We start from the raw sequence: 20069 nt of genomic DNA on the forward strand, positions 1-20069 counted from the left end.
GGAGTCTCTCCTTGTAAGGCTCTGGTGGTTCGACCCGTTGCGGATGAATCGCCATGACCCGGGTCGATCAGGTCGTGGCGCGGCCGCCTGCACACCACGTGCAGGCAGCGGAAGAGGGCGGCCATCGGCGGACGGTCCGCGCGCGGAGCTTTCGGTGCGCCGGCAGTGCTGCCATCGTCGTTCCCGGCAGGCAGCACCGGGGCGGAACGTGGCTGGCAGTGGCGGCGGACCGAGGCCCGGCGTGCGGTCCGTTGCCTTCCACGCCCCGCCCGAAGGCGATGTCCGTGGATGGCGACGATGGCCGCTGGGGCTTGCGCCCCGGGTGTTGCTTCAAGTCATGACGTGACAGGTCATGTGGTTTGGAGTGGGAATCGAACCCACGACAGACGGAATCAGGATCCGTTGCTCTGACCAAGCTGAGCTATCCAGTTGGGGACCGCGCGGAATCGAACCGCGTACCGGCGAACCGGCGCCTGCCTCCAGCAGGCGATCCAGGCGATGGCATGTCCGCGACCTCCGGCATACGCCACGGCAACGCCGCGCGCACCAGCCCGTGGTGGAAACGGGACCGTTGGAGAATCGAGGGTGCAGGCCACCGACATTATCGGCGAGCGATAATGTTTGGGTGCGATGCAGATAATGTCCAGGCGTTGCCATGCACGCGGAGAAAATCCTCCGGCGGGGCGGGAAAAGCCTGGGTCAGTGAGCGGCGGGTTGCCGCGCGGGGTGCAGTTCTGGCATCGCGGGTCCTTGTGCCGACGCAAACGAAAACGCCCCCGGGACTTGCGTTCCGAGGGCGTCGTCAGGCCTCGGAGATCGGGGTGGCCGATCTCCGCAGGGCGGATATCAGGCCGTTGTAAGCTGGTCTTCCTTGCCGAACGCGCGCGCCAGCACGTCCATGCGCAGGCATGGCAGCAGTTTGGCGGTGGCGACGGAATGCGCGTTCAAGCGAAGTTTCCAGTGGTTGTTGAAACGAGGTGCGCACGATAAACCACGATTTAGTCGCGCGCAACCAATTTGTTCAATTATTTTCTTCGGTATGCGTGCAATGCCGGCCAGCGGCCGGCACTACCGGCCCTCAGGCTTCCGCGCTGGCGGCATCCAGCTGCGCGACATCCTGCACGCTCAGCGATACGTTGGCTGCTGCCAGCAGATCGTGCAGTTGTTCGACGCTGGTGGCGCTGACGATCGGTGCGGTGATTGACGGCCGTGCGATCTGCCAGGCCAGTGCGATCTGCGCAGCGCTGGCGCCGTGCTTGCTGGCCACGTCATCCAGCGCCTGCAGGATGCGCAGGCCGCGCGGATTCAGATAGCGCTTCACCACCGTTTCGCCACGTGCCGGGCTCTTGGCTGCATCGGCCGGCGTGCGGTACTTGCCGCTGAGGAAGCCACTGGCCAGCGCGTAGTAGCCGATCACGCCGATCTGTTCGCGCTGCACCAGCGGTTCCAGTTCCTTTTCGTAGCCGGCGCGGTCATACAGGTTGTACTCCGGCTGCAGGGTTTCGTAACGCGGCAGTTTGTAGTCGGTGGACACCTTCAGCGCATCGGCCAGGCGCGTAGCGCTGTAGTTGGAGGCGCCGATCGCACGCACCTTGCCGGCTTCGATCAACCGGCCGAACGCGGCCAGGGTCGCTTCCAGCGGCGTCGACTCGTCATCCTCGTGGGCCTGGTACAGGTCGATCACGTCGGTCTGCAGGCGGCGCAGCGAATCCTCGACCGCGGCATTGATGTTGTCCGGGGTCAGGCCGGGGCGTTCGGCCCACTTGGCCACCTTGGTTGCCAGCACCACCTTGTCGCGCTTTCCGCTGCGGGCAAACCACTTGCCGATCAGCGTCTCCGATTCGCCGCCGGCATTGCCGGGCACCCAGGCCGAGTACACATCGGCGGTGTCGACCAGGTTGAAGCCGGCATCGACGAAGGCATCGAGCAGGGCGAAGCTGGCCTTTTCATCGGCGCTCCAGCCGAACACGTTGCCACCGAAGGCGAGCGGACGTACATGCAGGCCGGAACGGCCCAGTTCGCGGGTTGCCGTCATGGGCACGGACTCCTTGGGGGAAGTGCTGCAGAATAGAACGCGTAGTGTGACCGTGCTGCGGCGGTGACCACAAAACAGTGTTCCGCGCCGCGCACGCCGCTAACGTTTTGTGAACACCTGGGACGCCGCGGCTGCTAGTCTCGCCGCATCTTCCGCTGGAGTCGCTCCGATGATGCCTGCTTCGTCCCTGCGTGGTTGCCGCCTGCTGCTTGCTTCGGCCCTGCTTGCCGCCGTTCCCGCGTTCGCCGCACCGTCCACGGTGGCGCCGGCGAAGATCCAGGTCTCACCGGCCATCGATGCGGCGGTGAAGGCGTCGACCCGTGATGCCAACAACGTCAAGCGCGATGGCTTCCGTCATCCGGCGCAGACGCTGTCGTTCTTCAAGGTGGCACCGGAAAAGACCGTCATCGAGATCACCCCCGGCAACGGCTGGTACTCGGAGATCCTGGCGCCGCTGTTGCACGACAAGGGCCACTACGTTGCTGCGGTGGTCGATCCGATGGCGGTGCCCGAAGGCCGCGGCCGTGACTACCAGCAGCGCAGCCGCGACAGCCTGGAGAAGAAGTACGCCGGTGCGCCGGCACAGTTCGGCAAGACTGCCGTGGTCGCCTACGATCCGGCCAAGCCGGTGTTCGGCCCGGCCAATTCAGCCGATGTGGTGCTGACCTTCCGCAACGTGCACAACTGGCGCAAGGCCGGCCAGGCGCAGGGCATGTTCCAGGGCTTCTTCAACGTGCTCAAGCCGGGCGGCGTGCTGGGCGTGGTCGAGCATCGTGCCAAGGCCGACGTAGCCGACGATGATGACACCGGCTATGTCGGCCAGCAGCAGGTGATCGCGATGGCCGAGGCGGCTGGTTTCAAGCTGGATGCACGCAGCGAGGTCAACGCCAACCCGCGCGACACCAAGGACCACCCGAACGGCGTGTGGACGCTGCCGCCGACCAACCAGCACGACAAGGCCGATGATGCGAAGTACCAGGCGATCGGTGAAAGCGACCGCATGACCCTGCGCTTCATCAAGCCGTAGCGGGCGGCGCCGGGCTGCGCCCGGTGAGCGCTGCGGCGTCACAATGGACGTAACGTGTATCCGCCGGGCCTGGCCCGGCCCTGCTGCCAATGGAGTGGACAGTTGAAGAAGGTGTTCTATATCGCTGTTGCAGTGCTGGTGTTGGCGCGGCTGATTGACTTCGTGTTCTACGGTGGCCATGCCTACGACCTGGTGGCGACCGTGGGGTTTGCCGTGCTGTTTGCCGGTGCGCTGCTGGAGGAACGTGCGCGTGCCATGAATCCGCCACCGGTCCGCCTGCGGCGCCGGGCCAATGTCATCGCGGCGTGCGGCATCGCACTGGTGTTGGGTTCGTTCCTGCTGGAGTGGAAGGTCTTCGGCTGATCCCGCCGCAGCCTCGGCCAAAGCGGTGCCCGGCGAGCGAGCAGCGCGGCGTGGGACAATGCGCCATCTGCCGCCCGCCGTGCCCGCAATGCTGATCGCCTTCAACAAGCCCTTCAACGTGCTCTGCCAGTTCACCGACCGCAGCGTACCGCCGCGGCCGACGCTGGCCGGGTTCGGCCTGCCGCCGCGCGTGTATGCCGCCGGTCGCCTGGACCATGACAGCGAAGGCCTGCTGCTGCTGACGGATAACGGTACGCTGGCGCACAAGCTGACCGACCCCAGGCATAAGGCCGACAAGACCTACTGGGTGCAGGTGGAAGGCACGCCCAGCGATGAGCAGCTGCAACGGCTGCGCGATGGGGTGGAGCTGAATGACGGACCGACCTTGCCGGCGAAGATCGAGCGCCTCGATCCGGCGCCGTCGCTGTGGACACGCGATCCGCCGGTGCGCTTCCGCAAGACCGTGCCCGACAGTTGGCTGGCGATCACGATCCGCGAGGGCCGCAACCGCCAGGTGCGGCGGATGACCGCGGCGGTGAACCTGCCGACGCTGCGGCTGGTCCGCGTGTCGATGGGACCCTACCGCCTGGACGACCTGCAGCCGGGGCAGTGGCGGCAGATCGGCTGAAACAGGAAGGGCCGGATACCCTACGGTATCCGGCCCTCATAGCGGGCTGATGGGCTCAGTTCCTGCGGAAGGAAGCCGACCCCGGCAGACTCAGGCGTCGCTGCCGATATCGCTGTGCTCGTCCACCACGGTGTCGTTGCGGCGGTCACGCGCATTGATGCGCTGCGCCTGGCCATTCACCACGTGGCCGTTGGCGGCCTTCTTCTTCTGCTGCTTGCGGTACAGCGCATAGCCGAGCAGGCCGACACCCACCGCAGCGGCGGCAATGGTCACCGCCGGGTTGCGCCGGGCGAACTTGGTGGCCACCTTGCCACCGGTCTTGACGGCGCCCAGCGCCGCGCCGGTCTTGATCCAGTCACTGGCCTGCGGCCCAAGGTGGCGCAGGCTGCCACCGGCACTCTTCAGGCCGTCGCCGGCGCTGTGGGCCAGGTCCAGGGCGCGCTCCAGAGCGCGGTCGGTGATTACGGTCAGCTTGCTCATGCGGGGGTCCTTTGCCTCGGGTCGAAGTCCAGTGTCGCGTGTTGCCCGTAAACGGTATGTCAGTCGAGGTGGCACGCGGTGTGACTTTACCGCAGCCATTCAGGATCACTCAGGGTCCGGCTACGTCCCGCGCGGCTTGGCCCGATGCGTGGCCGTGGCCGTCCACGGGTCATCCGGCCACGGATGGCGCGGGTAACGGCCCTTCATCTCCCTTTTCACTTCGGCGTAGGTGCTTTCCCAGAAGTTGCGCAGATCCTGGGTGACCTGCAGCGGGCGGCCGCCGGGGGAGAGCAGGTGCAGGGTCAGCGGCACGCGGCCATCGGCGATGCGCGGCGTGTCGGCCAGGCCGAACAGTTCCTGCAGCTTCACCGCCAGCACCGGCGGCAGCGGTTCGCCGCTCTCGCTGTCCAGTGCGTAGGTGATCGGCCGCTCCAACCCGGAGGGCACGGTGATGCGGGTCGGTGCATGACGCTCGACCAGCTGCCGTTGTGGCCACTCCAGTGGCGATTTCAGCGCTTCGCCGAAGCTGGATTCGTCCAGCGCATCCAGTCGCGTCTTGCCGGCGAACGCGGGCTGCAGCCACTGCGCGCGATTGGCCAGCAGGGCGTCGTCGCTGCAGTCGGGCAGGCCGAGCTCGGGCATCCAGCGCCGCAGCGATTCCACCCGTGCCTGCCACTGGCGCAGGCCCTCGGTCCACGGCAGCGCCTGCAGGCCGAGCTCGGCCACCGCATCGGTCAGCGCCTGCGCGGCGTGCTGCGGATCGACCCGGCCGGCCGAGCGGCTGTCCAGCACGATCCGGTCGAAACGGGTCTCGCGCAGCGTCACCAGGGCGCGTCGCTCGCTGTCCCAGCGCACCACGTCTTCGGTGACGAAGCGCTCCGGCCATGCCTTGCGCAGCTGGCCTTCATCCACCGGTGCGGCACGCAGCAACAACGCATCGCGCGCTTCGAAGCGCAGTTCGCTGGCCACCAGCCACGGCTCGCCGCGCAGGTCGCTCAGCTCGTGCAGGCGCGCGCTGCGGCCATTGGCCAGGAGGTAGCGCAATGGATCGCTGGGATGCTGGACGCCAATCCGGTCTGGGAAGGCGTGCGCGAGCAGGTCGCCCAGCTCATGGGCCTCGATGCTGGCCGGCGGCGTGGCTTCGCAGCGCAGGCGGCGACGCCACTGCCTGGCGGCGGCATCGATGGCGGCCAGCCCGCTGCGGTTGGCATCGCCCGGTATGCGGCCATTGCGGAACGCAGCCAGTGCGCGCCAGCGGCTCGCCAGCGCGTCACCGCCCTGGCGCAGCGGGTCGCGCGCTTCCAGCAGGGCGGCCAGATCGGTGGCCAGCGCCTGCGCGCGGGCATCGGGCGCTGCCAGCAGCATCGCCGCCATCCGCGGGTGCGTACCCAGCGCCAGTACACGGCGCCCGAGTGCGGTGATCGCGCCCGAGTCCGACAGTGCACCCAGGCGTTGCAGCAGTTCGCGCGCCGCACCCATCGGGCCGGCCGGTGGCGGGTCGAGGAAGCGCAGGTCGCTGCTGCCCCACGCGGCCAGTTCCAGCGCCAGTCCGGCCAGTTCCACCTGGTCGATCTCGGCACGGCGCTGCGGCTCCAATCGCTGCGACTGCGGCCATAGCCGCCAGGCCACGCCTTCGGCCACGCGACCGGCGCGACCGGCGCGCTGGTCGGCCGACGCCTGGGCGATGGACACCACGTCCAGCCGGGTGAAGCCGCTGTTGGGGTCGTAGCGCGGTTCGCGCGCCTGGCCGCTGTCGATCACCACGCGCACGCCGGGCAGGGTCACCGACGACTCGGCCAGGTTGGTCGCCAGCACCACGCGACGGCGGCCATCGCTGGCCATCTGCAGCACGCGCGCCTGTTGTTCCACCGGCAGCTCGCCATGCAACGCCAGCACCTCGACGTTGCCATCGAGTGACTCCTGCAGGCCGGCCTGGACGCGCGCGATCTCGCGCTGGCCGGGCAGGAACACCAGCAGGTCACCGGGGTGATCGGCCAGGGCCTGCTGCACCGCGCGGCGCACCTGCAGTTCCAGCGTCTCATCGCGGCGCGCCGGGAAATGGCTGACCGTCACCGGGTAGCTGCGGCCCTCGCTGCTCAGCCGCGGCGCATCGAGGAAGCGTGCCAGGCGCTCGCCATCCAGCGTGGCCGACATCACTACCAGGCGCAGGTCATCGCGCAGCTGCGCCTGCACGTCCAGCGCCAGCGCCAGGCCGAGGTCACCGCTGAGATGGCGCTCGTGGAATTCGTCGAACAGGATCGCACCGACCTCTTCCAGCATCGGGTCCTCCTGCAGCATGCGGGTCAGGATGCCTTCGGTGACGACTTCAATGCGCGTGCGCGCCGAGACCTTGTTCTCGAAGCGGATGCGGTAGCCGACCGTGCCACCGACCTCCTCGCGCAGCTGCCGCGCCATGAACATTGCAGCGCTGCGTGCGGCAACCCGGCGTGGCTCCAGCAGGATGATCTTCCGCCCCTGCAACCACGGTGCATCGAGCAGCGCCAGCGGCACCTGGGTGGTCTTGCCCGCGCCGGGCGGGGCTTCCAGCACCAGCCGTGGCTGCGCGGCCAGGTGCTGCTGGATCTGCGGCAGCAGCGGGGAAATCGGGAAGAGCGGGGCGTTCATGTGCAAAGGATAAGGGGCCACGGCGGGCGCAGGTACAATGCGCGGGCACTTTTCCCCCGCGATGACCATGCACCTGATCGATATCGGCGCCAACCTGACCCACGATTCCTTCGACCGCGACCGTGACGCCGTGCTGGACCGCGCGCGCCAGGCCGGCGTGGTGCAGATGGTCATCACCGGCGCCAGCCGCGAGCACTCGCCGCTGGCCGTGCAGCTGGCCCAGCAGCACCCGGGCTTCCTGTACGCGACGGCCGGCGTGCACCCGCATCATGCGGTGGAATACACCGAGGAATGTGATGCCGAGATGCGCACGCTGCATGCCCACCCGGAAGTTGTGGCCGTGGGTGAGTGCGGGCTGGACTACTTCCGTGACTTCTCGCCGCGCCCGGCGCAGCACCGTGCCTTCGAGCGACAGCTGCAGCTGGCCGCTGAGAATGGAAAGCCGCTGTTCCTGCACCAGCGCGATGCGCATACCGATTTCATGGCACAGATGAAGAACTTCGAAGGCCGTATCGGCCCGGCGGTGGTGCATTGCTTCACCGGCGAACGCGACGAACTGTTCGACTACCTGGATCAGGACTGGTACATCGGCATCACCGGCTGGCTGTGTGACGAGCGCCGTGGCGCGCACCTGCGCGAACTGGTGAAGAACATCCCGGCCAACCGCCTGATGATCGAGACCGACGCACCGTACCTGCTGCCGCGCACGCTGAAGCCGATGCCGAAGGACCGCCGCAACGAACCGATGTTCCTCTCGCATATCGTGGAAGAACTGGCACGTGACCGTGGCGAGGACGTTGCAGTGACGGCGGCCAATGCGACTGCGGCGACGCGTGCGTTCTTCCGCCTGCCCAACGCCGGTTGATCCGTAGAGCCGAGCCCATGCTCGGCTTATCGCGCGCAGCGCGAAAGACGCAAAGAGCAGCCGAGCATGGGCTCGGCTCTACAAAGCGCTGTCCGGTAGCGCCGGGCCATGCCCGGCGAGCGAAGCGGCCAGCGCCTGCAGCCCTTCCCGATACGTTGGAAACCGCGGTGCCCACCCCAGCGCTTCACGCGTGCCACGGCTGTCGATGCGCTTGTTGCTCTCGTAGAAGCGCCGTAGCGTCGGGCTGAGTGCAGGGTCGTCCCACGCCACGGCAGGTGGCATCGCAAACCCGCCCAGCTTCGCGGCGAAGGCCAGCACATCCTGCGGTGGTGCCGGCTCGTCATCGCTGGGCAGGTATATCCCCTGCGCAACCGGTCGCTGCATCGCCGCGACGATCACTGCCGCAAGATCCTCTACGTGCAGGCGGTTGAACGCCAGGCCCGGCCGAATCACATGGCGGGCACGGCCCTGTGACAGCTGCAGCAACGCATTGCGCCCCGGCCCGTACAGGCCGGGCAGGCGGAACACCGCCGAAGCGATGCCACGTACCTCTGCAAGCGCACGCCATTGCGCTTCGGCACGCAGGCGCTGCACGCCGGCTGCTTCGGTGGCATCGGCTGCGCTGCGCTCGTCAACCCAGCCGCCGGCCCGATCGGCATACACCGACGTGGACGACAGATAGCCCAGCCATCGCAGTGCCGGGCTGGCCCGCAGAGCCGGCAGCAGCAGGCGCAGTGCCGGGTCGCCCGCGGCATCTGGCGGCACGCTGCACAGCACGGCCTCGGCCTGCGCGACCTCATCGAGCAGGGCGGGCGACGGTGGGGAGTCAGCGTGCAGCTGATGCCGCAGCAGGCCATCGTCGGGCGCCGACGAGGGGTTACGCACCGTGCCGACGACGTGCACGCCCCGCGCCTGCAGATGCGGGGCCAGCACGCATCCGCTCCAGCCCATACCGAGGATCAGCACCCGCATAGGCAGCGCGCTGGCCTGCAACGGGAGGCTCACGCGCCGCGCAGTGCCTGGTAGGCCTGCAGGCTGCTGTAGGCGACCTGCAGCAGCAGGGCTTCCTGGTCGGCCTTGCGTGCACGCGCCAGCATGTCGCCGACGATCTGCTCGGCCTCGACCTGCTGGCCAGCCTCCAGGTCCCGCAGCATCGATGCCTTCAATGCAGAGCCGGCCTGGGTGAGGGTGCCGCGCGCGGTGTCCTGCGCGGCATCGGGAATCGGCTCACCGGCAGCTTCGGCCACGGCCAGGCACTCGTCGTACAGGCCACGTACGATCGCCTCGCCATCATCGGTGGCGACGATGGTGCCGATATCCGCACGCAGCAGGCAGGTCGCGGCGGCCAGCGCGGTCAGGAAGGTGTACTTGATCCACTGTTCCTGGCCGATGTGTTCGCTCGCCAGGTGATCAAGATGGGCCTGCGCGCAGACAGCGGCGAAGGCACGCACGCGTGCGGACGCCGCGCCGCCATCGCGCTCGCCGAAGGTGAGCTTGGCCGGCTTGCCCAGGTGCAGCACCGCACCGTCGGGGGCCTTGGTGGCGCTGATGAAGCACAGGCCGCCGAGCACGGCGTCGCGGCCGAAGCGCAGGTCCAGCGCGTTGTAGTGGTGCAGGCCGTTGAGGATCGGCAGCACGGCGGTGTTCGCACCCACGGCTGGAGCAATGGCGTCGATCGAGCTGTCGAGGTCGTAGGCCTTGCAGCTGAGGATGACCAGATCGAACGGCTTCTGCGCGGCCAATGCGGGCAGTGCATCAGCGGTGACATGCTGCACGGGGAAGCTGGCATCGCCGAGCGGGCTGCGGATCACCAGGCCGTCGCGGTCCAGCTGGGCGGCGCGCGCGGGGCGCACGAGGAAGGTCACGTCCACGCCGGCCTGGGCCAGGCGACCACCGAAGTAACCGCCGGTACCGCCGGCGCCGAGGATCAGGATGCGCATTGCACGTTCACCGCTTTCTGGGGGAATCAGATCTGCGATTGTGCCGGAGATTGCGGGCAAAAAAGAGCCGAGCATCGGCTTGGCTCTACAGAGATCGCTTCATCCACGCATGGCTTGGATCCATCGTGTCGACCAAGGTCGACACCTACCAACAGCAGCGCAGAACGGCTCCCCGGCAGATCGCAGGAATTTGTCGAAGGCGGGGTGGGTCCGGTTGCGGGGGCGTGAGCGCCATGGATGGCGCGACCGAGCCTCCATGGACGGATTCACGGCGTCCCCCGCAACCGGACCCACCCCGCCATCCCCCGGATAGTCAGCTTTTGCCGTTGAAGTTGACGTTGACGTTGATTCAGCGGGTGCAGGGCCGCAGGCCCTGCAGGCAAAACTCAGCTGCGCATGCCCACGCCACGGCGCAGCAGCCACAGCGCCAGCGCCGTCAGCACCACCACGAAACCGATCATCAGACCGTAGGCCACCGGCAGCGGTACATCGCTGCTGCCCAACAGGCCATAGCGGAACGCGTTGACCATGTAGAAGATCGGGTTGGCGTGCGTGGCCGCCTCGGCCCAGCCCGGCAGCAGCTTCACCGAATAGAACACGCCACCCAGATAGGTCAGCGGGGTCAGGATGAAGGTCGGCACGATCGCCACGTCATCGAACTTCTTCGCATACACCGCGTTGATGAAACCGGCCAGCGAGAAGATCGTCGCGCCCAGGATCACCGTGGTCAGCATCACCAGCGGGTGCGGGATGCGCACCGGGGTGAAGAACATCGCGATGATCAGCACGATCACGCCCACCATCAGGCCGCGCAGCACCGCGCCAGCCACATAGCCCCACAGGATCACCCAGTTCGGCATCGGGCTGACCAGCAGCTCTTCGACGTGGCGGCCGAATTTGGCGCCGAAAAACGAGGAGCTGATGTTGCCGTAGCTGTTCTGGATCACGCTCATCATCACCAGGCCCGGCACGATGAACTGCATGTAGGTGTAGCCGCCCATGTCACCCACGCGCGACCCGATCAGGTTGCCGAAGATGAGGAAGTACAGGGTCATGGTGATCGCCGGCGGCACCAGGGTCTGGCCCCAGATGCGCATGATGCGGGCGACTTCGCGGCGCACGATGGTCATCAGCGCGATGCGGTTGCGCTGGCCGTCGGTCAGCTCGGTGGTGCTCATGCAGGCTTCTCCATGTTGCCGGTGAGGCGCACGAACAGCTCCTCCAGGCGGTTGCTCTTGGTACGCATCGAACGCACGCGGATGCCGGACGCGTTCAGCGTAGCGAACACGCGGTTGAGGTCCATCGCGCGTGGCATGTCGATGTCCAGCGTGTGCGGGTCCGGGGCGGTCAGCGTCGCGCCCTCGATCACCGGCAGCTGCGCCGGCAGGTCACCGTCGATGTCCAGCAGGAAGCCTTCCACGTCCAGCTTGGCCAGCAGGGTGCGCATCGGCCCCTGTTCGACGATCTGGCCATGGTTGATGATCGCCAGGTGGCGGCACAGGTACTCGGCCTCTTCCAGGTAGTGCGTGGTGAGGATGATCGTGGTGCCGGCACCGTTGATCTCCTTCAGCACGCGCCACATGTCGCGGCGGATCTCGATGTCCACGCCGGCGGTCGGTTCGTCCAGGATCAGCAGGCGCGGGCGGGTCATCATCGCGCGGGCGATCATCAGCCGGCGCTTCATGCCGCCGGACAGCGTGCGGCTCATCACCTGTGCCTTTTCCCACAGGTGCGCGCGCTTCAGTTCCTCTTCGGCGCGCTGCTCGGCTTCCTCGCGCGGCACGCCATAGAAGCCGGCGTAGTTCACCAGGATGTCGAAGGGCTTCTCGAACAGGTTGAAGTTGATTTCCTGAGGCACCAGCCCGATCAGGCGCATGGTCGCGCTGCGGTTGCGCACCAGGTCGCTGCCGAACACCTCCACCTGGCCCTCGCTGAGGTTGACCAGGGAGCTGATGATGCCGATCAGGGTCGACTTGCCGGCCCCGTTGGGGCCGAGCAGGGCGAAGAAGTCGCCCGGGGCCACTTCCAGGGAAACGCCCTTCAGGGCCTGGGTGCCGTTGTCGTAGGTCTTGCGCAGGTCGCGCACGCGCAGGGCGGGCGCCGTATCGTTCTGGGATGCCAAGCTCGAAGCCTTCGCGCCCATGGGCTGGCGCTGGAGAGGGGCGGGGAGGGGCTATTATAGAAGACCCCGAGGGCTTGCCCCGGCTACACACTGTCCCGAAAAGTCGTGCCTGTTCAATTCCCCCTCAAGCTGGTCGGCTGCCGCATGCTGGCCCCGACCGTCGGCCACTACCAGTTCGTGCGTGATGATGGACAGCCACTGGATTTCCAGCCCGGCCAGTTCATCCAGGTCCATTTCAGCTACGCCGACGGCACCGAAACCAAGCGCAGCTACTCGCTGGCGACCATCCACGACCATGCGCTGGGCCCGGGCGAGGCGGTGGATATCGCGGTCAGTTTCGTGCCCGGTGGTGCTGCCACGGCCCTGTTCGAGGCACTGGAGCCGGGCGGCCAGATCAGTGCGTCCGGCCCCTATGGCCGGTTCTGCCTGAATCCCGGTGACCACAACGCCCGTTACCTGCTGATCGCCACCGGTACCGGCGTTACCCCGTACCGTTCCATGCTGCCGCTGCTGGAAAAGGCCATGGCCGAACGCGATGTGCAGATCGTGCTGCTGCAGGGCGCGCGCAGCCCGGGCGAGCTGCTGTACAGCGAAGATTTCTACAGCTTCGCCGAAAAGCACGCGAACTTCCGCTATGTTCCGTGCCTGTCGCGCGAATTGCCGGCCGAACCGCACCCGGATGTACAGCACGGCTACGTGCAGCAGGCGCTGGCCGGTTTCACGCCGGACCCGGCCACCGACATCGCCTACCTGTGCGGCAACCCGGACATGGTCGATGCCTGCGCCGAGCTGCTGAAGGCCGCCGGCCTGGGCAACCCGCAGATCCGCCGCGAGAAGTACGTCAGCAGCAAGTAAGCCAGGGTAGTGCCGGCCGCTGGCCGGCAACCCCACGAACCCTGGTAATGCCGGCCGCTGGCCGGCAATCCCGCAAATCGGAGGCGGCATCACGCCGCCCCCGGTGCCATGCCTCAGTACGCGATCCAGGCATCACGCCAGGCAAAGCCGGTGCCTGGGCGATAGGCATCGGCGTTGATGTTGCACCACGCACCTTCCGGGAACGGGCGGCAGGCGTACAGCTTGCCGTCGGTGCCCTTCACCACGGTCTCGCCCGGCTTGTAGCTGCCGAGGCCTGCCGGATACACGAAGTCGAAATCGCCACCCGGCGGATCGACCGGATCGACCGGGCCCGGACCCGGAATCTGGGTTTCCAGTTCAAAGCGATGACCCGGCTTCAGGTAGACACGGTTCTCGGTGGCGGACGCCACCGGCGTGATCACGCCGTTCTTCATCACGCCGACGCGGGCGTGCTGGGCGCTGCCATTGACCTTGCTGGCCAGCGCCATCGGCCACTGCGCCGGAGCGGTCTGGCCGGCGGCCAGGGTCACTTCCGGGCGCTCCAGATCGTTGCCGTTGGCATTGAACACGCGCAGGGTCAGCGTGGTGCCTGCCTCCAGCGCACCGCGGGCGGTGACCGGGCCGGCATCCTGCCACTGCGGCGGCGGAATCACGCCGTTGCCGCCTTCGAAGCGGACATCCATGCAGGTGTAGAACGCTTCACCCGAATCCGAACGCTGCCAGGTGTTGTAGATGATGTGCTGGCCACTGCGCTTGGGCAGCGGGCAGTCCAGCTTGTAGGTCTTGCCGTCCACCGGCACGTTGCCCAGTGTGCAGAATTCCTGCAGGTCGGCCCAGCGCAGCGGGCTGCCCGGCTGCCAGCCATCACGGGTGACATAGAACTTCCACTCGCGGGTGGCATGCGGGGCCGGGGCATAGAACTCAAAGGTGTAGCGGCCACGCGCGTCGGCGCGGATTGGTGTGGTCGGCCAGTCGGTACGGTTCAGGTCAAGGCCGCGGTACTTGGGAATGCTGGCACTGCACAGTTCGCCATCGCGCACCAGTTCGCGATGGTTGCCATTGGCATTGCCGTGGGCAATCGCGCTCCAGTCGTAGAACGGCTGCGCGCCGCCAATGGCCTTGGCTGCGGCACAGGCCGGGTTGGTCGGGTTTTCCGGATTGCCCTCGTGGCACTGCTTCACGCGGCTGAGCGGCTTGGTCATGGTGCCGTGGGCGAAGGCGCTGCCGGACAAGGCCAGGCCGGTGACGACGGACAGTGCGAAGACTGCCCGATGGGACAGGTGCATGCAGAGACTCCTTTGCGAGGTGTGGGAAACCTCAAGGAGTCTTCACATGCAGATGCGCCGGCAACATCGGACAAGTTTGAAATCGATGGCGGCTATGTTCGATCTGCAACACGGTGCTTACTGTGCCGTCATCCGGGCGAAAGGCGGTGCATTGTGCACCGCCTCCCGCATCACTGCCTCAGTACGCGATCCACGCATCGCGCCAGGCCGCGCCCACGCCCGGCCGGTAGGCCTCGGCATTGACGTTGCACCATGCACCCTCCGGGAACGGACGGCAGGCGTACAGCTTGCCGTCGGTGCCCTTCACCACGGTCTGGCCCGGCACATAGCCGCCGATACCGGCCGGGTACACATGGTCGAAATCACCGCCCGGCGACGGCGTGCCCGGGTCCGGCACCTTCGTGTCGAGCTGGAAGCGGTTGCCATCCTTCAGGTACACGCGGTTGGCGGTGGCCGAGGCCGTCGGCGTGATTGCACCATTGGCCAGCACGCCCACGCGCGCATGCTGGGCACTGGCATTGACCTTGCGGGCCAGCGCCAAGGGCCATTGCGCGGCCGAGGTCTGGCCGCTGGCCAGCGTCGCTTCCACACGTTCGACATCGTTGCCGCTGGCATTGAACACGCGCAGTGCCAGCGTCGTACCGACCGGCAATTCACCGCGGGCGGTGACCGGGCCGGCATCCTGCCATTGCGGTGCCGGCGTCGTACCACCGCCGCCGCCTTCAAAGCGCACGTCCATGCAGGTGTAGAACGCCTCGGTCGAATCCGAGCGCTGCCAGGTGTTGTAGATCACATGCTGGCCGCTGCGCTGCGGCAGCGTGCACTGCAGCTTGTAGGTGCCATCGGCAGAGAGCGGTGTATTGCCCAGCGTGCAGAACTCCTGCAGGTCGGCCCAGCGCAACGGGCTGCCCGGTTGCCAGCCCTCGCGGGTGACGAAGAAGCGCCAGTCGCGCGTGGCGTGCGGCGCGGTTGCCTTGAACACGAAGGTGAACCTGCCATTGGCATCGGCGTGGATCGGCGTGGTCTGCCAGTCGCTGCGGTTCACGTCCAGGCCGCGGAAGGTCGGGTTGTTGCCGCTGCACAGCTTGCCGTCGGGCACCACGGCCTGATGGTTGCCGTTGGCGTTGGCCTGGTTGATGCCGTTCCAGTCGTAGAACGCCTGTGAACCGCCAATCGCTTTTGCAGCGGCACAGGCCGGGTTGGTCGGATTCTCGGGATTGCCCTGGAAGCAGGCATAGACGCGGCTGACCGGCGTGGTCATCGTGCCGTGGGCGAACGCGTTGCCGGCCAGGCACAGGCCCGCAGCGGCGAACGAGGTGGCCAGCAACAGCGGTGTGGATCGGAATGACATGGCGCATCCTTGTGGTCGTCGAAAGGGAACGGTGACCGCAGGCGCTGCGCTGGGCGGCGGACTTTCGGCGGCACCAGGGCGAGTATCGAGTCGCACTGCAGGCGGCGGAACCATCGCAGTGCCGATCCGTGACTGCGCATGTGAAGCCCTTCCCGCAGGCTTCACGCAGGGCTGAACGGATGCGCTGGACGTCACGTGACCGGCGTGGCATCGATCACGTCATGGAGATCACGCGACGCAGTCCCGGTACCCACCCGATCTGCCTGGCACGAGAAACAGCCATGCGCGGCGTTGTGCAGCTGGACGAACGCCACCGACGGGTCGGCAAACAGCGCATCCAGATGGCTGCCCACCTCGGTGCCCGCACAGACCTGGGCACCGCACATCAGCGCGGCGTGGTCATAGGCACGCATCGAGATCATCCGGCGCTGCACATACGGGGGCACCTCGCCCGGCGGCAGGACGCAACGGGTCACGCCGCGCTGCACGAAGATCGGGCCGGCGGCGCGGTACGGCGAATGCAGCGGCAGGTGGGCGTGGGACAGCAGGAGCAGCTCGCTGCCAGGCGCGGGATCGCTCAGGCTGATCCGGCAGGGATGTCCGCCGCTCGCGCCGGCCCAGCGACGCTGGATGCCGAGCGCAGCGAGCGCGCAGTCGCTCATCTCGAACAGGTGCAGGAAGGGGCGATGGTCGATGCCACCGAGGTACCACGTGTGCATGGGTGTCTCCTGGGTTTGCGGCGGATTCTGCGCGTGCGCCGGCGGCCGTGCTCGCCGTTTTCAGACCCCGCATCGCCGTCAGGCCGGGGCACTGGCCCGTGGGGTGCTGCGGGCCGCCGCCGGTGCCGCCCTGTGCCGACCAAGGCCGAGGGGCAGGACCGTCCGGTCTGCGCGCCGTTGGCGGCGGATTCGTCATTGCCCATCGCCGTCGGCGCGCTGCCCGTGTAAGTTGAGTCACATCTTCCGCGGCAGCCCGTCGTGGTTGCCAGGAACGTCTTCCAGGGGAAACGAGCACGATGCAAAGACTCCACCTCGCGTTGGCCGCAGCGTTGGCCAGCCTGATGCTTGCCGGTTGCAGCCAGCCGCCGTCACCCGGCGCCGAGGGCGCCACTGACGCACCCGGCCGCCTCTTCGGCACGATCGATTTCCAGCCCTGCACGCTGTCCACGGTAGGTGCCAGCGCCAACGTGGAGGCGCAGTGCGCCACCCTGCAGGTGCCGGAGGACCGGGCCCAGCCTGACGGTCGCCGGATCGGCCTGCGTATCGCCTGGCTGGAATCGGGCAGCAGCGGCGCCAGCCAGCCGGATCCGGTGTTCTTCCTGGCCGGCGGCCCCGGCCAGGCGGCCAGCGAGGTGGCGGTCATCGTCGATACTGCACTGCGCCAGGTGCGCAAACAGCGCGACGTGTTCCTGATCGACCAGCGCGGCACCGGCGGTTCCAACCCGCTCAGCTGCCTGGGCGCGGACGGGAAGGAGCTGCCGATGGACGAGGATGCCGCGCCTTCCGAGGCATCGCTGCGCGACTACGCCCAGCGCTGTGCCGCATCGCTGCAGAGGCGTGCCGATGCGCGCTTCTACACCACCACCGAGGCGATCGCCGATCTGGATGCGGTGCGTGCGGCGCTCGGTGTGGACCAGCTCAACCTGGTTGGCGGCTCCTACGGTACCCGCGTGGCCCAGCGCTATGCGGGCACCTATCCACAGCACACCCGCAGCATCGTCATCGATGGCGTGGTGCCGAATGAGCTGGTGGTGGGCGGCGATTTCGCCAGGACATTCGAGGACGCGATCGCCCTGCAGTCGGCGCAGTGCCGCAAGGACGTTACCTGCAGCAAGCGCTTCCCGACCGATACCCGTGCGCAGCTGCGCAGCGTGGTCGAGACCCTGCGCCGTGCACCGGTTCCGGTCGAGTATCGCGACCCCGGCACCTACGGGACCCGGAAGGATGTGCTGACACCGGACAGCGTGGTGGGCCTGGCTTTTGCGTTTTCCTACGTACCCCAGTTCGCCTCATTGCTGCCGCTGGTTCTTGATGAAGCCGCGCACGGCCGCTACGCGCCGCTCGCCTCGCTGGCACGCGGTGCGAACCGCAGCATGGATTTCCAGATCAACCGCGGGATGCATTGGTCGGTGATCTGTAGCGAAGATGCGCCGCGCTACCACGCGCCGGCCGAGGATCCCGAGCGGCTGTTTGGCAACGAGGTGGCCAGTGCGTTCTTCGCGGCCTGCCCGGTGTGGCCGCACCGTCCGGCGCCGGCAACCGATGCCGTGCCGCTGCGCAGCGACGTGCCGGCACTGCTGCTGTCCGGCGAGCTGGACCCGGTGACCCCGCCGCGCTACGCCGAACAGGTCCTCAAGGGCCTGCCCAATGGCCGCGCGCTGGTCGCCCGTGGCCAGGGCCATGGCACGTTGACCGCTGGCTGCATGCCGCGCCTGCTCGGCCAGTTCATCGACACGACCGATGCCAAGGCGCTGGACGCCGGCTGCCTGGATACGCTGAGCTACGTGCCGGCGTTCACCTCGTTCAACGGATGGGAACCATGATCGTCGCCGACAACCTGCACAAGGCCTTCGACACCCGCACCGGCCGTATCCAGGCAGTGTCCAACGTCGGCTTCCGCGCCGAGGATGGCCGCATCACCGGCCTGCTGGGGCCCAATGGTGCCGGCAAGACCACCACCATGCGCATGCTGTACACGCTGATGACGCCCGATCAGGGCAGCATCACTGTCGACGGCATCGATGCGGCGCGCAATCCGGTGGAGGTGCGTCGCCACCTCGGCGTGCTGCCTGATGCGCGTGGCGTCTACAAGCGCCTGACTGCGCGCGAGAACATCGCCTACTTCGGCGAACTGCATGGCCTGTCGGCCGAGCGCATCCGCGAACGCATCGAGGTGCTCTCGCATGCGCTGGACATGAGTGACATCCTCGACCGCCAGACCGATGGCTTCTCGCAGGGCCAGCGCACCAAGACCGCGATTGCCCGCGCGCTGGTGCACGACCCTCGCAACGTCATTCTCGATGAACCGACCAACGGCCTGGACGTGATGACCACGCGCGCGCTGCGCCGCTTCCTGCTGGGCCTGCGCGAAGAGGGGCGCTGCGTGATCCTGTCCAGCCACATCATGCAGGAGGTGGCCGCGCTGTGCGATCACATCGTGATCATCGCCAAGGGCACGGTGATGGCCGCCGGCAGCGCCGACGAACTGCGTGCGCAGGCCGGCGAATCCAACCTGGAAGATGCGTTCGTGAAACTGATCGGCAGCGAAGAGGGCCTGCACGCATGAGCATGATGTCGACCCTGATGACGGTGATGCGCAAGGAGCTGCGTGACCTGTCGCGTGACCGCCGCACGCTGCTTCTGACCCTGCTGTTCGGGCCACTGCTGTACCCGGTGCTGCTGCTGGGCATGGGCAAGCTGGCCGAGAGCCGGGTGCGCACCCAGATCGAACAACCGCTGCAGATTCCGACCATCGGTGCGGACAACGCGCCGAACCTGGTGCGCTTCCTCGCCGCGCAGGGGCTGAACACCGCACCGGCACCGAAGGACCTGGCCGAGGCCATCCGCACCCAGGACATCGATGTGGCGCTGCGCATCAGCGATGAGTTCGGCAAGGACTGGGCCGAGGGCAAGCCGGCGCTGGTGGAGGTGATCAAGGACAGCACGCGTCGCGCGGCCGAAGTACCCAGTGCACGCCTGGAGGCGGCGCTGGCCACCTACAACGGCCAGGTCGGTGCCTTGCGCCTGATGGCACGCGGCATCGACGCACAGGTGGCACGCCCGCTGGACGTGGCGCGCCAGGACCTGGCCAGTGCCGAGGCCAAGCGCGGCATGATCCTGTCGATGCTGCTGCCGGTACTGCTGACGCTGACCTCGTTCATCGGTGGCGCCTACCTGGTGATGGACGCCACGGCCGGCGAGCGCGAGCGGCAGTCACTGGAACCCTTGCTGGCCACGCCGGGCTCGCGCAGTGCGATCGTCAGCGGCAAGATCGCCGCCGCCTGCGTGGTCGGTTTCGTGTCGCTGCTGCTGACCCTGGTCGCGTTCAAGGTGAGCGCGCAGATCGCCCCCGGCAACATCGGCCGCCAGTTCAACATGAACGTCGGCTCGATGCTGCAGATGCTGCTGGTGATGTTGCCGATGCTGCTGATCGGCACCTCGCTGCTGACCTTCCTGTCGGCTGCGGCCAAGAGCATGAAGGAAGCGCAGAGCCACATGACCTGGTTGATGCTGCTGCCGATGCTGCCTGGCTACGCCCTGGTGGCCTATCCGCTGAAGAGCGAGATGTGGCAGTACGCCGTGCCGTTCCTGTCGCAGAACCAGATGCTGCTGAAGGTGATCCGCCACGAGACCATCACCCCGACGGTCTGGGCGATCTACCTCGGTGCCAGCCTCGGCCTGGCCGCTATGCTGTGGTTCGCCGCCGTGCGCCGCTACCACAACGAGCGCCTGGCCATCTCCGGCTGACCCCCACGGGTAGCGCCGGGCCATGC

The 20069-nt window shown here is 67.5% G+C and carries 18 protein-coding genes and 1 tRNA gene; 8 read left to right on the forward strand and 11 right to left on the reverse strand.

Going from position 1 to position 20069, the window contains the following annotated elements:
* Positions 1-355: 355 nt before the first annotated feature.
* Both AC5P65_RS00500 and AC5P65_RS00505 read right to left on the reverse strand, forming a co-directional pair.
* Positions 356-429 (reverse strand) — tRNA-Gln (locus AC5P65_RS00500).
* Positions 430-1078: 649 nt separating this feature from the next.
* Positions 1079-2035 carry an aldo/keto reductase gene (locus tag AC5P65_RS00505; protein WP_021203477.1) on the reverse strand — a complete coding sequence of 319 codons (957 nt, stop codon included), beginning with the start codon at positions 2033-2035 and terminating at the stop codon, positions 1079-1081.
* A gap of 169 nt (positions 2036-2204) precedes the next feature.
* On the opposite strand from AC5P65_RS00505, the gene AC5P65_RS00510 reads away from it, so the two are divergent.
* The 3 genes from AC5P65_RS00510 (at position 2205) to AC5P65_RS00520 (ending at position 4053) form a co-directional block, all read left to right on the forward strand.
* Complete coding sequence (locus AC5P65_RS00510; RefSeq protein WP_019661688.1) at positions 2205-3062, forward strand: class I SAM-dependent methyltransferase; 858 nt, start codon at positions 2205-2207, stop codon at positions 3060-3062.
* Positions 3063-3173: 111 nt separating this feature from the next.
* The gene (locus AC5P65_RS00515) at positions 3174-3425 is read left to right on the forward strand and encodes a hypothetical protein (RefSeq protein ID WP_224329425.1); all 252 of its coding nucleotides are present in this window, start codon (positions 3174-3176) and stop codon (positions 3423-3425) included.
* Between the two features lie 88 nt (positions 3426-3513).
* Positions 3514-4053 (forward strand): pseudouridine synthase, encoded by a 540-nt coding sequence (locus AC5P65_RS00520; RefSeq protein ID WP_026347220.1) that lies wholly within the window; start codon positions 3514-3516, stop codon positions 4051-4053.
* A gap of 90 nt (positions 4054-4143) precedes the next feature.
* Here the strand turns inward: AC5P65_RS00520 and AC5P65_RS00525 are convergent, their stop codons facing one another.
* Complete coding sequence (locus AC5P65_RS00525; RefSeq protein WP_019661686.1) at positions 4144-4533, reverse strand: hypothetical protein; 390 nt, start codon at positions 4531-4533, stop codon at positions 4144-4146.
* 120 nt (positions 4534-4653) lie between these two features.
* On the reverse strand, positions 4654-7158 hold the full coding sequence (gene hrpB / locus AC5P65_RS00530; protein WP_111098810.1) for an ATP-dependent helicase HrpB: 2505 nt from the start codon (positions 7156-7158) through the stop codon (positions 4654-4656).
* A 67-nt stretch (positions 7159-7225) separates the two neighbouring features.
* Between hrpB and AC5P65_RS00535 the strand changes: the two genes are divergently transcribed.
* On the forward strand, positions 7226-8023 hold the full coding sequence (locus AC5P65_RS00535; RefSeq protein WP_111098846.1) for a TatD family hydrolase: 798 nt from the start codon (positions 7226-7228) through the stop codon (positions 8021-8023).
* Between the two features lie 78 nt (positions 8024-8101).
* On the opposite strand, the gene AC5P65_RS00540 is transcribed toward AC5P65_RS00535, so the two are convergent.
* From AC5P65_RS00540 to AC5P65_RS00555, 4 genes are all read right to left on the reverse strand, one after another.
* Positions 8102-8995 (reverse strand): Rossmann-fold NAD(P)-binding domain-containing protein, encoded by an 894-nt coding sequence (locus tag AC5P65_RS00540; protein WP_180832799.1) that lies wholly within the window; start codon positions 8993-8995, stop codon positions 8102-8104.
* A 29-nt stretch (positions 8996-9024) separates the two neighbouring features.
* Positions 9025-9963 (reverse strand): 2-dehydropantoate 2-reductase, encoded by a 939-nt coding sequence (panE, locus tag AC5P65_RS00545; protein ID WP_021202554.1) that lies wholly within the window; start codon positions 9961-9963, stop codon positions 9025-9027.
* A 386-nt stretch (positions 9964-10349) separates the two neighbouring features.
* Positions 10350-11141, reverse strand: a complete 792-nt coding sequence (locus tag AC5P65_RS00550) for an ABC transporter permease (protein WP_005411568.1) — start codon at positions 11139-11141, stop codon at positions 10350-10352.
* Entirely contained in the window at positions 11138-12106 is a 969-nt protein-coding gene (locus AC5P65_RS00555; RefSeq protein ID WP_019661681.1) for an ABC transporter ATP-binding protein, read from the reverse strand. The genes AC5P65_RS00550 and AC5P65_RS00555 overlap by 4 nt, the downstream gene beginning before the upstream one ends.
* An 84-nt stretch (positions 12107-12190) precedes the next feature.
* Here AC5P65_RS00555 and AC5P65_RS00560 point away from each other — a divergent pair, with 84 nt between their 5' ends.
* Positions 12191-12940 carry a ferredoxin--NADP reductase gene (locus AC5P65_RS00560; RefSeq protein WP_019661680.1) on the forward strand — a complete coding sequence of 250 codons (750 nt, stop codon included), beginning with the start codon at positions 12191-12193 and terminating at the stop codon, positions 12938-12940.
* 113 nt (positions 12941-13053) lie between these two features.
* Here the strand turns inward: AC5P65_RS00560 and AC5P65_RS00565 are convergent, their stop codons facing one another.
* From AC5P65_RS00565 to AC5P65_RS00575, 3 genes are all read right to left on the reverse strand, one after another.
* The gene (locus AC5P65_RS00565; protein WP_111099165.1) at positions 13054-14226 is read right to left on the reverse strand and encodes a lytic polysaccharide monooxygenase; all 1173 of its coding nucleotides are present in this window, start codon (positions 14224-14226) and stop codon (positions 13054-13056) included.
* Positions 14227-14404: 178 nt separating this feature from the next.
* Complete coding sequence (locus tag AC5P65_RS00570; RefSeq protein WP_111099164.1) at positions 14405-15577, reverse strand: lytic polysaccharide monooxygenase auxiliary activity family 9 protein; 1173 nt, start codon at positions 15575-15577, stop codon at positions 14405-14407.
* 191 nt (positions 15578-15768) lie between these two features.
* A complete protein-coding gene (locus AC5P65_RS00575) occupies positions 15769-16296 on the reverse strand; it encodes a DUF1203 domain-containing protein (protein WP_111099163.1) in 528 nt (175 codons plus the stop codon).
* Between the two features lie 296 nt (positions 16297-16592).
* Here AC5P65_RS00575 and AC5P65_RS00580 point away from each other — a divergent pair, with 296 nt between their 5' ends.
* Genes AC5P65_RS00580 through AC5P65_RS00590 form a run of 3 tightly spaced genes read left to right on the forward strand, consistent with a single transcriptional unit; the run spans position 16593 to position 20043 of the window.
* Positions 16593-18119, forward strand: a complete 1527-nt coding sequence (locus AC5P65_RS00580; RefSeq protein WP_111099162.1) for an alpha/beta hydrolase — start codon at positions 16593-16595, stop codon at positions 18117-18119.
* Complete coding sequence (locus tag AC5P65_RS00585) at positions 18116-18862, forward strand: ABC transporter ATP-binding protein (RefSeq protein ID WP_111099161.1); 747 nt, start codon at positions 18116-18118, stop codon at positions 18860-18862. Before AC5P65_RS00580 ends, AC5P65_RS00585 begins: the two co-directional genes overlap by 4 nt.
* Positions 18859-20043: an ABC transporter permease gene (locus AC5P65_RS00590; RefSeq protein WP_019661674.1), complete on the forward strand. Its 1185-nt coding sequence runs from the start codon at positions 18859-18861 to the stop codon at positions 20041-20043. The genes AC5P65_RS00585 and AC5P65_RS00590 overlap by 4 nt, the downstream gene beginning before the upstream one ends.
* Positions 20044-20069: the final 26 nt, after the last annotated feature.

The sequence above is a fragment of the Stenotrophomonas sp. YJH_SMC_48-3 genome, assembly GCF_059369375.1.

Coding starts and splice junctions, on each gene's coding strand:
- AC5P65_RS00505 (WP_021203477.1), bottom strand. CDS start 2,035: ATGACGGCAACCCGCGAACTGGGCCGTTCCGGCCTGCATGTACGTCCG.
- AC5P65_RS00510 (WP_019661688.1), top strand. CDS start 2,205: ATGATGCCTGCTTCGTCCCTGCGTGGTTGCCGCCTGCTGCTTGCTTCG.
- AC5P65_RS00520 (WP_026347220.1), top strand. CDS start 3,514: ATGCTGATCGCCTTCAACAAGCCCTTCAACGTGCTCTGCCAGTTCACC.
- AC5P65_RS00525 (WP_019661686.1), bottom strand. CDS start 4,533: ATGAGCAAGCTGACCGTAATCACCGACCGCGCTCTGGAGCGCGCCCTG.
- hrpB (WP_111098810.1), bottom strand. CDS start 7,158: ATGAACGCCCCGCTCTTCCCGATTTCCCCGCTGCTGCCGCAGATCCAG.
- AC5P65_RS00535 (WP_111098846.1), top strand. CDS start 7,226: ATGCACCTGATCGATATCGGCGCCAACCTGACCCACGATTCCTTCGAC.
- AC5P65_RS00540 (WP_180832799.1), bottom strand. CDS start 8,995: ATGCGGGTGCTGATCCTCGGTATGGGCTGGAGCGGATGCGTGCTGGCC.
- panE (WP_021202554.1), bottom strand. CDS start 9,963: ATGCGCATCCTGATCCTCGGCGCCGGCGGTACCGGCGGTTACTTCGGT.
- AC5P65_RS00550 (WP_005411568.1), bottom strand. CDS start 11,141: ATGAGCACCACCGAGCTGACCGACGGCCAGCGCAACCGCATCGCGCTG.
- AC5P65_RS00555 (WP_019661681.1), bottom strand. CDS start 12,106: ATGGGCGCGAAGGCTTCGAGCTTGGCATCCCAGAACGATACGGCGCCC.
- AC5P65_RS00565 (WP_111099165.1), bottom strand. CDS start 14,226: ATGCACCTGTCCCATCGGGCAGTCTTCGCACTGTCCGTCGTCACCGGC.
- AC5P65_RS00570 (WP_111099164.1), bottom strand. CDS start 15,577: ATGTCATTCCGATCCACACCGCTGTTGCTGGCCACCTCGTTCGCCGCT.
- AC5P65_RS00575 (WP_111099163.1), bottom strand. CDS start 16,296: ATGCACACGTGGTACCTCGGTGGCATCGACCATCGCCCCTTCCTGCAC.
- AC5P65_RS00580 (WP_111099162.1), top strand. CDS start 16,593: ATGCAAAGACTCCACCTCGCGTTGGCCGCAGCGTTGGCCAGCCTGATG.
- AC5P65_RS00585 (WP_111099161.1), top strand. CDS start 18,116: ATGATCGTCGCCGACAACCTGCACAAGGCCTTCGACACCCGCACCGGC.
- AC5P65_RS00590 (WP_019661674.1), top strand. CDS start 18,859: ATGAGCATGATGTCGACCCTGATGACGGTGATGCGCAAGGAGCTGCGT.